A 12,860-nucleotide genomic window follows, 5' to 3' on the forward strand; every position below is an offset into this window, starting at 1 on the left:
CAATCGGCGTAGATGCTTTATTATTCAACCCATCGGAAGCGAACGGCTTCCTTCCTAAATAAACAGACTGGAGTCACCTATGAAAACCATCAAATATTTTGCAACCGCTGCCGCTATCGCACTGACCTCTTTCGCCACTTTCGCCGCTGAACCGATCAACAGCCAGCAAGCCGATAACCTGACCGCCACCGGCATCGTTTCCGCAGGCCACGCGACCACCCTCAGCAGCCTGGAGAAAAAGCTGGCCGCTAAAGCCGACGCTCAGGGCGCCAGTAGCTACCGCATCATCTCCGCCGGTGGTAACAACATGCTGAGCGGCACCGCGATCATCTACAAATAATGTTTCCGGTACAGGGCCCGCACGCTCGGGCCCTGCCTCTGTTTCTCGCCTAAAAAACCCGCGTTTGCCTCGCGCTCATTTGTTACAGAAAAATTAAATTTTTATTACACACTAGACACCCGATCGCCAGTGGCTTAGCTTGAAGGCATCTTCCTGCAGAAAGGCTTTCAAAATGAGCGAGATATCGACACTTACCATTAAAATTCCTCTGGAACTCAAGGAAAAAATCCGCGCCGCCGCCGCTGAAAACGAATTTTCGTTGAGCGTGGAAGTGTGCCAGCGACTGGAAAGCAGCTTCAGCGCGCCCGCCACCAAAGCAGAAAAACCGGCCAAAAAGGCGGATGAGCTGCACCACGGCGAGATCGACAATCAAAGCACCGAAGAAGAAATTGAACAGCCGCTGAGCCAGAAAGAGCTGAAGAAACTCCGCCAGCTGTTGAAAACCGGCGCCAAAGGCGGCAAGAAAAAGTAAGCGACGAACAGACGAACATAAAAAACGGGGCGATAAATCGCCCCGTTTTGTTTTGTCGCGCCGCCGCGTTATTGGCCGTCCAGACCACGGATCGGTTTGACCGATGACCAGGCGCGGCACGACGGGCAATGCCAATAGAGCGAGTGCGCGGTGAAGCCGCATTTGTGACAGCGGTAACGCGGTTTGGTGCGAATTTGCTCGCCGACCATATCGCGCAACAGCAGCAGGCTCTCTTTCGCCCGGCCGTCTTCGGCGTCCGCCAGGTGATAATCCATCAGCCGGTAAAACACCCGCATGGTCGGATGGCGTTGCAGCTGGCGGTTGATATAGACCTGTACCACGTCGCGCCCTTCGTGCTGCTCGATGATCTCGGCCAGCATCAGATCGGCGGTGGCGCCGGTATTCTCTTCCACGCAGCGCTTCAGGAATTCAGCCCAGTTGTGCTGTTGTTCCGGCAGATGCGTGTAGCATTCCTGCAGCATCGGCAGCGTTTCGCTGACCAACTCTTTATCCTGGCTCAGTACGCGTTGCAGCGACTCTGCCGCTTTGGCGTAGTCGTTTTGCGCCATGTAGATGCGCCCAAACATGATGGATACGCGCGCACACTGTTTATCGGCTGCGTCCGCCCGCTTGAGCAGGCTCATCGCCCGATCGAGATCGTCGCTGCCCATCGCCTGCAGCGCCAGTTCACAATAGAAGTGTGCGATTTCGACGCGTTGTTTCTCTTTACCCAGCTTGACCAATTTTTCCGCCACGTCGATCGCTTTTTGCCAATCGCTGGTGGCCTGATGGATCACCAGCAGTTGCTGCAGCGCCGATACGCGAAAATCCGCTTCGTCAGTCAACTGGCTGAACATGTCTTCCGCGCGATCGTACAGCCCGGCCGCCATATAGTCGCGGCCCAACTGCTGTACCGCCAGCAGGCGCTGTTCGAAGGTCAGGGAGGCGCTTTCCATCAAGGCCTGATGGATGCGGATGGCGCGGTCGACTTCACCGCGCGAACGGAACAGGTTACCCAGCGTCAGGTGGGCTTCTACGGTGTTGCTGTCCTCTTTCAACATGTCGAGGAACAGATCGACCGCCTTGTCCTGCTGGTTGGAAAGCAGAAAGTTCACCCCTGCCACGTATTCGCGCGACAGGCGGTTGGCTTCTTGCTGTTTATCCTGCTGAGCGCTTCTGCGCCCCATGTACCAACCGTACGCGGCAGCCACGGGCAGCAACAGAAACAGCAGTTCTAACATAGAGGATTATTCCTTGCTGACAACGGGCTGAGCCGCCGGTTCAGCGGGCTGCTCAAGCTGCAGCTCCAGCCTTTTGATCTTGCGCTCGGCGCGGCCCAGCGCAATGCGCGTGCGCAGATAGAACAGACCGCAAATGATCCAACCGAGAACGAAACCGGCGCCAAACAGCGTGGCCAACAGGGTCGATACGCGATAATCGCCCTGCGCAACCAGATAGTTAAAATTGACCACCTGATCGTTATGCGCACCCAAGGTGACGGAAATCACGAAGATCACCAGAACCAACAAAAAAATCAGCAAATATTTCACATTCTTTCCCGCGATGCCGAGTGAATCGGATGAACGATGCCAAAACGTGGCGTCCCTAACCCTTAAGTTAGCATTTCCCGTTGCGGCAGGGAAACCCTGCGGCACGATAAAACCACATATCTGCTGGCATATTCGGCAGTAAACGGCCTTAGCGAACAAATTGATGAGAAAGCTTCTCAAAACGTCGAATTTATAAGGATATGGGGGCGACCGGGCGGATTGCAATGGCGGGAAAATGTAAGCGGTTAATGCGGCGCCAATCCGACGCCGCCTTTTTGTGACATAGTCACATAGCGATCATATCTCCGGCTTGCGTGCCGCGATTTCCTGCTGCTCTTGCGGCGGCGGCGTCAGCGGGCCGAACCAGCGCTGCGCCAACCAGCAGGTGACCACCACCAGCAGCCAGCTGATCAGCGTAGCCATCGCCAGATCGCGCGGCCAGTGCATGCCCAACAGCAGGCGGCTGCCCATCACGCCGGTCGCCCACACCATCAGCAACGCGACGGTTTTATAATGGCGGCGCGGCCACAGCAGCCCTACGCCCAACAGCGCCCAGGTGGCGGCGAACATGGTGTGCCCCGATGGGAAAGCGAAGCCGGTTTCAAACTGCCAGTGCTTGCGCAGCCAGTTCGGCACCAGCGTCTGATCCTGCAGTTGCTCGCGCACCAGCGCACTGCGCTCTTTGCGATGCAGCGAATAGAAGTATTTGCCGTCCACGCCGTGGGTTTGTTCCAGCCATACCACAAACGGCCGCGGTTCCTGCACCCGATCCTTGATTAACGACTTGACCCCCTGCCCGATCACCAGCGCGGCGAAAAGCAGGAGCGCCAGACCGATGGCCGCTTTCAGCCGAAAGCGCAGGCACCACAAAAACCAACCGCAGAGGATAGCGCTGGTCAGAATGCCCCACGGCGAGGTCACGGTTTCGGTCACCCAGTACAGCGCTTTGAGCAGCGGCTCATTGCCGCCGGGCTGCCAGTGCCAGCCGGATGCCCAGACGACCAGCGGCATCAACAGCAACAGCAGCGCGCCGCCCGCCGTACGTTTTGCTATCTCATACATTCCTGTTTTCCTCTGCGTGAATCAGGCTGCAGTGTAACAAGAGTGTAATCTTGATAACACGCGAAAAATTAAACAGATAGGCAACCTATCGCAATAATAGGCGGCCGGAAAACGCCATCTGCTGGTTTGCTGAGCACCGCCCGGCAAGAAGTTGTGGCAAAATAGCCGATAATTAACGAAATAGAGATCGGCGTAGCACGTTTTAGTCTTGGTCAATTTACCGAACCGGACTTAGGATGCGCGACAATGATTGGATCGTACGCTTTTGTGGAGAGTGACATGCAGCTTAAACGGGTGGCAGAGGCTAAACTGCCGACACCTTGGGGCGATTTCCTGATGGTAGGATTCGAAGAACTGGCGACCGGGCATGACCATCTGGCGCTGGTATTCGGTGATATTTCCGGCGAAGCGCCGGTGCTCGCGCGCGTGCATTCCGAATGTCTGACCGGCGATGCCCTGTTCAGCCTGCGCTGCGACTGCGGTTTTCAACTGGAAGCCGCGCTGGAGCAAATCGCCGAAGAAGGCCGCGGCATCCTGCTTTATCATCGCCAGGAGGGCCGCAATATCGGCCTGTTGAACAAGATCCGCGCCTATGCCCTGCAGGATAAGGGCGCAGACACCGTGGAAGCCAACCACCAGCTCGGCTTCGCCGCCGACGAGCGCGACTTCACCCTGTGCGCCGACATGTTCAAACTGCTGGGCGTCGACGCGGTGCGTTTGCTGACCAACAACCCGAAAAAGGTCGAGATCCTGACCGAAGCCGGCATCAACATCAGCGAGCGCGTGCCGCTGATCGTCGGCCGCAACCCGAAGAACGAGCACTACCTGGCGACCAAGGCCGCCAAAATGGGCCATTTGCTCGACCAGAAGTGATCGCCGCCGCGGAAACAATCAGGGCGCCTTGCGGCGCCCTTTTTATTGCTTAATTACAGCATTTTCCTGATCACATAGTGCAGGATGCCGTCGTTTTCGTAGTAGGTCAGTTCATTGCCGGTATCGATACGGCAACGGGTGTCGATCACTTCCTTGCGCCCGTCGGCATAGGTGATGTGCACCGGCACCGTCTGGCCCGGCTGCAGCTGCTGCAGGCCGCCGACGCTGATCTGCTCATCCCCGGTCAGCCCCAGGGTTTTGCGCGTCACCCCTTGCGGGAACTCCAGCGGCAAAATCCCCATGCCGATCAGGTTGGAGCGGTGGATACGCTCGAAGGACTCGGCAATCACCACCCGCACGCCCAGCAGGCGCGGCCCTTTCGCTGCCCAGTCGCGGCTGGAGCCGGAACCATACTCTTTACCGGCGATCACCGCCAGCGGCACCTTTTCCTGCTGATACTGCATGGCGGCGTCGTAGATAGACAGCTGCTGCTGCGACGGGATATGGCGGGTATAGCCGCCTTCCACGCCCGGCACCATTTCGTTGCGGATGCGGATATTGGCGAAGGTGCCGCGCATCATCACTTCGTGGTTGCCGCGGCGCGAGCCGTAGGAGTTGAAATCCTGCGGCGCCACGCCGTGCTCGCTCAGGTAACGCCCCGCCGGGCTGTCGCGCTTGATGTTACCCGCCGGCGAGATGTGGTCGGTGGTCACCGAATCGGCCAGAATCGCCAGAATACGCGCGTCTTTGATGTCCTGCACCGGGTCCGGCTTCACCTTCATGGTGCTGAAGAACGGCGGATGGCGGATATAGGTAGAATCCTCCTGCCACTGATAGGTTGCCGAACCGGTCACCTGGATCGCCTGCCAGTTGGCGTCGCCGTCGAACACTTCGCCGTATTCCTTGTGGAACATCTCGGTGCGCACTTCTTCCACCGCCCGAGCGATGTCCTGGCTGCTCGGCCAGATGTCCTTCAAATAGACCGGCTGACCGTCGTTGCCCTCGCCCAGCGGCTCTTTAGTCAGGTCAGTCTTCATGCTGCCCGCCAGCGCATAAGCCACCACCAGCGGCGGCGAGGCCAACCAGTTGGTTTTCACCAGCGGGTGGATGCGCCCTTCGAAGTTGCGGTTACCCGACAGCACGGCGCCCACGGTCAGATCGCCCTCTTTGATCGCCTGCTCGATCGGGTCCGGCAGCGGGCCGGAGTTACCGATGCAGGTGGTACAGCCATACCCCACCAGGTTGAACCCCAGCTCTTCCAGATAGGCGGTGAGTTTGGCGCTATCGAAGTAGTCGGTCACCACTTTGGATCCCGGCGCCAGCGAGGTTTTTACCCAGGGCTTGCTGCGCAGCCCTTTCTTGACGGCGTTTTTCGCCAGTAGGCCGGCCGCCATCATCACGCTCGGGTTGGAGGTGTTGGTGCAGGAGGTGATCGCCGCGATCACCACCGCGCCGTCGCGCAGTTCGTGCTGCTGCCCGTCCAGCGTAAAGATTTTGCTGTCGGTATTGGCCTTGTGCCCCCCGATATCCAGCTCGGTGGCGGCCTTGAACGCCTGTGGCACATTCGGCAGCGCAACGCGATCCTGCGGGCGTTTCGGCCCGGCGAGGCTGGCTTCCACCGTCGACATGTCCAGCGCCAGCGAGCTGGTGAAGACCGGTTCATCACCCGGGTTACGCCACATGCCCTGCGCTTTGGCGTAGGCTTCCACCAGCGCGATTTGTTCGGCGCTGCGGCCGCTAAGCTTCATATAGCCGAGCGTAACGTCATCCACCGGGAAGAAACCACAGGTGGCGCCGAACTCCGGCGACATGTTGGCGATGGTTGCCCGGTCCGCCAGCGGCAGATCGGCCAGCCCATCGCCGTAAAACTCGACGAACTTGCCGACAACGCCGTGCTTGCGCAGCATTTGGGTAACGGTCAGCACCAGGTCGGTGGCGGTAATCCCCTCGCGGAGCTTGCCGGTCAGCTTGAAGCCGACCACGTCCGGGATCAGCATCGACACCGGCTGGCCCAGCATCGCCGCTTCCGCTTCGATGCCGCCGACGCCCCAGCCGAGGATGCCGAGACCGTTGATCATGGTGGTGTGGGAATCGGTGCCCACCAGGGTATCGGGATAAGCCACGCGGCGGCCGCTTTCGTCGCTGTGCCAGACCGTTTGGCCAAGGTATTCAAGGTTAACCTGGTGACAGATGCCGGTGCCCGGTGGCACCACGCGGAAGCGGTTGAAGGCTTTCTGCCCCCAGCGCAGAAAGGTGTAGCGCTCGTGGTTGCGCTGCATTTCGATACGTACGTTGTCTTCAAAGGCGTTGTCATCGCCAAATTCATCAACGGTAACCGAGTGGTCAATCACCAGATCCACCGGCGACAGCGGGTTCACCTGGTCGACGTTGCCGCCCAGCCGCCGTACCGCTTCGCGCATCGCCGCCAGATCCACCACCGCTGGAACGCCGGTAAAATCCTGCATCAGCACGCGCGCCGGACGGTAGGCGATCTCACGGTCAGCATGGCCGGTTTGCAGCCAGGCGACGATGGCCTTGAGGTCGTCAACCTGCACGGTGTCGCCATCCACATGGCGCAGCAGGTTTTCCAACAGCACTTTCATTGATTTCGGCAACCGGTCGATATCACCCAGCTGCTTCGCCGCCAGCGGCAGGCTGTAGTAGTAATACTCGCTATTCAGCGCAACCAGCTTATCCAGACTCGTTTCACGAAGATCGGACGACATAGCTCCTCCATTTCTTATTGTGACTAAAACAGGGTAATCAGTGAGGTCTTGTTTAAAGATACCACAAAGATAAGTTAACGTTTTGATAACAACACGATTTGATCACAACGATAGGCGGGAACAATCAGCAGGAAGGAAGTACGAGCGCCGCCAAGGGGTTAGGCAATGCGCCAACAAAAACGCCGCAACGAGGCGGCGTTTTGGCAGGGAAAATCCCGCGGCTTTAGCGGGGTTTACGCACTAAGCGTTTGACGACGGCCATTAAAATAAATGTCGCGAGCAACATATAGGTTATCACCACGGGGAGAAACGCTGGATCAAACTCTCCATCACTTTTCGCTATGTTAGCGGCATTCATCCAGTCACCAACCTGATTTACAGTAATATCAACCAGATTTTTAAGCACCGGGATTTTGTTAAGAATAAAAAACGACGCTATGAAACAAGTTGCAAACAGCATCAAATTCTTAAACATCGCAAGCCTCGTAGTTAGTTGAACCCGTAACATCTACCCTACCATAGGACATGATACCTACACGTGAGCCGGGGATTTTGAATTTTCTACGTTGGACGAGTGCGTGTCGAAATCGATTAAAATCAGCAATATGGTAGAAGGTAATGCAACCCCATGATTCTCCTTCGCCATTAGGTCTCAATGGATGAATGCGAAAGCCGCCTCGATCTTGTCCATTAATCCACAAATTATCGGTAAGCGTTTGGAAACTGAACAAACCAAGCCACGTAGAATGGTTTGTTCCATGCCATATGTCTTTACCTAATGATTCCAGCTGGTTTCGTATACTCCCATGAGGGCGATCAACAATCCAATACTGCCCCGGGGGTAGCGCCCCTTTGTCTCTGAAAGAGCAATCAGGACGATTTAGCATACTCGGCTTGCCTGAAAACACCGGAAACGTCCCCACCCCGTAGACGTGGAGTTTCAGCACGCGGCGGTCTGGAGAGGCATCGTTGTAGTTAAGTCTGCATATCTGCATAACGTTGAATTTCCCTATTCAATGATCCGAACGTTTGCACTCTACTCAGACGCTAACGGGTTGAAAAGAGGGCAGCGACTTTTCAGGATGATCCTGAGAAACAAGATGGCACGGATTTCCGGGCAAAAAAAACCGGTTAGGCAGGCACCTAACCGGGATTGACTTGATATCGTCAACGGTTACTTAATCGGCAGCTTGATGTCCTTGAACATCGCCTCGATTTCTTCGTTGGAGCGCAGCGCCACCGCGCTGTCGACCACGTCGCGCGTCAGGTGCGGCGCGAAGCGCTGAATGAAGTCGTACATGTAGCTACGCAGGAAGGTGCTGCGGCGGAAGCCGATCTTGGTGGTGCTGTAAGTGAAGATATCGCGCGCATCCACCGTCACCAGATCCGGATCCTGCACCGGATCCACCGCCATGCTGGCGATCACCCCCACCCCCAATCCCAAACGCACGTAGGTTTTGATCACGTCGGCATCGGTGGCGGTAAAGACGATGCGCGGCGTCAGGCCGGCACGGTTGAAGGCGGTGTCCAGCTCCGAGCGGCCGGTAAAGCCGAAGGTGTAAGTGACGATCGGGTAAGCCGCCAGCTCTTCAATGCTGATGCTGCTTTTGCCCGCCAAAGGATGATCGGGCTTCACCACCACCGCACGGTTCCAGTGGTAGCACGGCAGCATGATGAGATCGTCATACAGATGCAGCGCTTCAGTGGCGATGGCGAAATCGGCGGTGCCCTTGGAGACCGCTTCGGCGATCTGCGTCGGTGAGCCCTGATGCATGTGCAGCGAGACACGCGGGTAACGCTCGATAAAGCCCTTGATCACGTTGGGCAAGGCGTAGCGAGCCTGCGTATGCGTGGTGGCGACGTACAGCGAGCCTTTGTCCGGGTAGGTGTGTTCACCGGCAACGGCTTTGATGGCGTCCACTTTGGACAACACTTCACGCGCAATGCGAATGATTTCCTGGCCGGCCGGGGTGACCTGGGTCAGGTGTTTGCCGCTGCGGGCGAAAATCTGGATGCCCAGCTCATCTTCGAGCATACGCACCTGTTTACTGATGCCGGGTTGCGAGGTATAGAGCCCTTCTGCCGTCGAGGAGACATTCAGGTTGTGGTTAACCACTTCCACAATGTAACGAAGCTGCTGCAATTTCATATCTTATACCATCCTAGGTTAAACACTGCGGCTTACCCGCAGCCAGGTATATCGGTGTCGCCCCGGTATGCTGAAACTCACAAGCCATAAACACCGTGTTCTACCCTGATGGTGAAGAAAGCGCCGTTGTTAATAAGCTTTAATAATAAAAAAACTTTTTATATAACCACTATACCACGTTGCAGCTTCAAGTATAGATCCGCGTCACACTATGATAACGATTATTTTGCATTGGTATCAACGTGAAACGACGGTAGCGGAGGGATAAAAACAGCAAAGGATAGATCCGTTTGCCGCTTTTCACCAATAAAAAACCAGCCACCAGGGCTGGTTTTTCATCTTGCAGGCAGGGCTGCGGCCTTACTTCTTGCCTTCGACCCACTTGCCGTCCACGTAAAACGCAGACCAACCGGTCGCCTTGCCGTCTTTTTCAGAGGAGACGTACTGCTGTTTGGTTTTACGGCTGAAACGCACCAGCGTTTTATTGCCTTCGGCATCCGCCACCGGCGCATCGGCCAGATAGCGCAGCTTCTCCGGCAGGCGATCCTTGAAGCGAGCCAGCTCTTCCACCAGCGGCGCACGGGTCTCGCGCGATTTAGGGAAGGTGTTGGCCGCCAGGAACACGCCGGCAGCGCCGTCACGCAGCACGAAATAGGCGTCGGACTTCTCGCACGGCAGCTCCGGCAACGGCACCGGATCTTCCTTCGGCGGCGCGACATCGCCGTTGCGCAGGATCTTGCGGGTGTTTTTGCAGTTCTCGTTGGTGCAGCCCATGTACTTGCCGAAGCGCCCCATTTTCAGGTGCATTTCCGAGCCGCACTTGTCGCACTCCACCACCGGGCCATCGTAGCCTTTCAGGCGGAACTCGCCCTCTTCAATCTCATAGCCGTCGCACGCCGGGTTGTTACCGCAAACGTGCAGTTTACGCTGGTTGTCGATCAGATAGCTGTCCATCGCCGTACCGCATTTCTGGCAGCGGCGGCGGGCGCGCAGCGCGTTGGTTTCCGCGTCGTCGCCTTCGAGGATGTTGAGCACTTCCGCTTCCGGCACCAGGTTGATGGTGGTTTTGCAGCGCTCCTTCGGCGGCAGCGCGTAGCCGGAACAGCCGAGGAACACGCCGGTGCTGGCAGTACGGATACCCATCTTGCGGCCGCAGGTCGGGCAGTCGATGCTGGTCATCACCATTTGGTTAGGCCGCATGCCGCCTTCTTCCGGATCCTTCTCCGCCGTTTCCAGCTGCTCGCTGAAGTCGACGAAGAACTCGTCCAGCACCGCTTTCCACTCGGCCTGGTTGTTGGCGACCTCATCGAGACCGTCTTCCATGCGCGCGGTGAAGTCATAGTTCATCAGCTCGCGGAAGTTTTCTTCCAGGCGATCGGTGACGATTTCGCCCATTTTCTCGGCATAGAAGCGGCGGCTTTCCACCCGCACATAACCGCGATCCTGAATGGTCGAGATGATGGAGGCGTAGGTGGACGGGCGGCCGATGCCGCGTTTTTCCAGCTCTTTCACCAGTGAGGCTTCGCTGTAGCGCGCCGGCGGCTTGGTGAAGTGCTGGCTCGGGATCAGTTTCTGCAGATCCAGCTCGCTGCCGATTTCGACGTATGGCAGGGTGCGATCTTCATCGCCCTTGCGCAACGCCGGCATCACCTTGGTCCAGCCGTCAAAGCGCAGCGTACGGCCCTTGGCGCGCAGCTGATAATCGCCGGCTTTCACCGTCAGCGTGGTGGAATCGTATTGCGCCGGCGTCATCTGGCAGGCGACGAACTGGCGCCAGATCAGCTGATACAGCTTCTGCGCGTCCGCTTCCATGTCTTTCAACTGCTCGGCGAGCACGTTCACGTCCGAAGGTCGGATCGCTTCGTGCGCTTCCTGCGAATTCTCTTTGCTGCTGTACTGATTCGGTGCCTTCGGCAGGTATTTGTCGCCGAAGTTGTCGCCGATGTAGCCACGCACCATGTTGAGCGCATCCTGGCTCAGGTTGGTGGAATCGGTACGCATATAGGTGATGTGGCCGGCTTCATACAGCCGTTGCGCCATCATCATGGTTTTCTTCACGCCGAAGCTCAGGCGGGTGCTGGCGGCCTGTTGCAGCGTGGAGGTAATGAAAGGCGCGCCCGGTTTGCTGCTGGTCGGTTTGTCTTCGCGATCCAGCACCGTGTAGCGGGCTTTTTCCAGCAGCTTGACCGCGGCGTGAGTCTGCTCGCGATTGACCGGCTTGAACGGTTTGTCGTGCGCGTGGGTCACTTCCATCTGCAGCGCGGTTTCACCCTTCGCCAGCAGATCGGCATGCAGCTCCCAGTACTCTTCCGGCACGAAGGCCTTGATGTCGCGCTCGCGCTCAACCACCAGGCGCACCGCCACCGACTGCACGCGGCCAGCGGACAGGCCGCGGGCGATTTTCTTCCACAGCAGCGGCGAGACCATATAGCCCACCACGCGGTCCATGAACCGGCGCGCCTGCTGCGCGTTGACGCGGTCAATGTTCAGCTCGCCCGGCTGTTTGAACGCCTGTTGGATCGCGTTTTTGGTGATTTCGTTAAACACCACGCGGCTAAAGCGTTTGTCATCCCCACCGATCACTTCCCGCAGGTGCCAGGCGATGGCTTCCCCTTCGCGGTCAAGGTCGGTTGCGAGATAAATGTGGTCGGCGTTTTCCGCCAACGATTTTAACTCGGCGACCACTTTTTCTTTACCCGGCAAGATTTCATAATGCGCTTTCCAGCCGTGGTAAGGGTCGACGCCCATGCGATTTACCAGTGCCGCCTTCTCATCTTTTTTAACTTTTTTCTTGGCTTTGTCTTCGGTTGAGTCAGCGCTCTTTTTGCTGGCTGAGCCACTGGTCGGCAAATCACGGATATGACCGACGCTGGACTTCACCACGTAGTCACTTCCTAAATATTTATTAATAGTTTTGGCTTTTGCCGGGGACTCAACTATTACGAGAGCTTTACCCATATTTACCTTTACCTAATTTATTTCTTCTAAAAAGAAGTCTTTTATCTCGCCGTGCCGCGGCAATTCGTGTCTCTTTTTTTATATTGCGGCAGTCTGGCAAGAGATCAACAGATTTTTTTCTTTTGGTTGCCCAACTGCTCAACCTGAACGCAAGTTGTTGATCCTGCCTGCTATTCACTCATGCCCCAGAAGTATGGCTGTGTGAGTTTTATTCATGGCGTAAACAAAACCTTCCACCCGACGCCGCAAAATCCCACACTGTACCTGATAAAAAGCGTCACGCAACCTAATTAGCACGGAAAGACCGATTTCGCCAACCGGCGGCCGCCCGTGGCCATCCAGACGGCAAATAAACCTTAGTCGGTTTGCGGATAAAAGCGAACCGGCGTTAGAATATGCGCAGAGTTTTTAGTTTGGAGTCTAATAAATGCACACGAATACTGCCCCTATCGGCCGCGAGGCCCTGCTGGCGGAAGCAAATAACATCATCCGCCAACACGAAGATTATCTGCACGGCATGATCGCCACTGATGTTGAACAAAAAAGCGGCGTTTTAGTTTTCCGCGGCGAATACTTTTTGGATGCCGACGGATTGCCCACCGCCAAAACCACCGCGGTATTTAATATGTTTAAACATTTGGCCCATCTGCTTTCGGAAAAATACCACCTGGTCGATTGAGAAAAGAAAACGGGGGCACCTGGCCCCCGTTGATTCACGCTATCGCCGCCG

12 protein-coding genes are annotated in these 12,860 nt (G+C 56.8%); 4 read left to right on the forward strand and 8 right to left on the reverse strand.

Features of this window, described 5'->3' with window-relative positions; translation table 11 throughout:
• Positions 1-79 precede the first annotated feature (79 nt).
• Together C9411_RS01515 and C9411_RS01520 are read left to right on the forward strand one after the other, a co-directional pair.
• Positions 80-340: a YdgH/BhsA/McbA-like domain containing protein gene (locus C9411_RS01515; RefSeq protein ID WP_016927533.1), complete on the forward strand. Its 261-nt coding sequence runs from the start codon at positions 80-82 to the stop codon at positions 338-340.
• Positions 341-512: 172 nt separating this feature from the next.
• Positions 513-812: an Arc family DNA-binding protein gene (locus C9411_RS01520; protein WP_015378033.1), complete on the forward strand. Its 300-nt coding sequence runs from the start codon at positions 513-515 to the stop codon at positions 810-812.
• Between the two features lie 68 nt (positions 813-880).
• Here C9411_RS01520 and lapB read toward each other — a convergent pair whose 3' ends face one another.
• The 3 genes from lapB to pgpB all read right to left on the reverse strand — a co-directional run bounded on the left by lapB (position 881) and on the right by pgpB (position 3,424).
• Positions 881-2,053: a lipopolysaccharide assembly protein LapB gene (gene lapB / locus C9411_RS01525; protein WP_025303023.1), complete on the reverse strand. Its 1,173-nt coding sequence runs from the start codon at positions 2,051-2,053 to the stop codon at positions 881-883.
• Positions 2,054-2,059: 6 nt separating this feature from the next.
• On the reverse strand, positions 2,060-2,362 hold the full coding sequence (locus C9411_RS01530; protein ID WP_004930650.1) for a LapA family protein: 303 nt from the start codon (positions 2,360-2,362) through the stop codon (positions 2,060-2,062).
• Between the two features lie 297 nt (positions 2,363-2,659).
• Entirely contained in the window at positions 2,660-3,424 is a 765-nt protein-coding gene (gene pgpB / locus C9411_RS01535; RefSeq protein ID WP_063990036.1) for a phosphatidylglycerophosphatase B, read from the reverse strand.
• 279 nt (positions 3,425-3,703) lie between these two features.
• Between pgpB and ribA the strand changes: the two genes are divergently transcribed.
• Positions 3,704-4,297, forward strand: a complete 594-nt coding sequence (ribA, locus tag C9411_RS01540; protein ID WP_019452695.1) for a GTP cyclohydrolase II — start codon at positions 3,704-3,706, stop codon at positions 4,295-4,297.
• Positions 4,298-4,350: 53 nt separating this feature from the next.
• Here the strand turns inward: ribA and acnA are convergent, their stop codons facing one another.
• The 5 genes from acnA to topA form a co-directional block, all read right to left on the reverse strand.
• Positions 4,351-7,023 carry an aconitate hydratase AcnA gene (acnA, locus tag C9411_RS01545; RefSeq protein ID WP_107226303.1) on the reverse strand — a complete coding sequence of 891 codons (2,673 nt, stop codon included), beginning with the start codon at positions 7,021-7,023 and terminating at the stop codon, positions 4,351-4,353.
• 223 nt (positions 7,024-7,246) lie between these two features.
• The gene (locus C9411_RS01550; protein ID WP_074181211.1) at positions 7,247-7,498 is read right to left on the reverse strand and encodes a hypothetical protein; all 252 of its coding nucleotides are present in this window, start codon (positions 7,496-7,498) and stop codon (positions 7,247-7,249) included.
• Complete coding sequence (locus C9411_RS01555) at positions 7,491-8,018, reverse strand: DUF2778 domain-containing protein (RefSeq protein WP_072270247.1); 528 nt, start codon at positions 8,016-8,018, stop codon at positions 7,491-7,493. Before C9411_RS01555 ends, C9411_RS01550 begins: the two co-directional genes overlap by 8 nt.
• A gap of 179 nt (positions 8,019-8,197) precedes the next feature.
• The gene (cysB, locus tag C9411_RS01560; RefSeq protein ID WP_004930690.1) at positions 8,198-9,172 is read right to left on the reverse strand and encodes an HTH-type transcriptional regulator CysB; all 975 of its coding nucleotides are present in this window, start codon (positions 9,170-9,172) and stop codon (positions 8,198-8,200) included.
• 360 nt (positions 9,173-9,532) lie between these two features.
• A complete protein-coding gene (gene topA / locus C9411_RS01565; protein ID WP_004930691.1) occupies positions 9,533-12,130 on the reverse strand; it encodes a type I DNA topoisomerase in 2,598 nt (865 codons plus the stop codon).
• Positions 12,131-12,557: 427 nt separating this feature from the next.
• On the opposite strand from topA, the gene C9411_RS01570 reads away from it, so the two are divergent.
• Complete coding sequence (locus C9411_RS01570; RefSeq protein WP_063990040.1) at positions 12,558-12,809, forward strand: YciN family protein; 252 nt, start codon at positions 12,558-12,560, stop codon at positions 12,807-12,809.
• The last annotated feature ends 51 nt before the right edge of the window (positions 12,810-12,860 follow it).

Origin of the sequence: Serratia sp. Nf2, from assembly GCF_003028435.1 — a bacterium.
Lineage (GTDB): Bacteria > Pseudomonadota > Gammaproteobacteria > Enterobacterales > Enterobacteriaceae > Serratia > Serratia marcescens_L.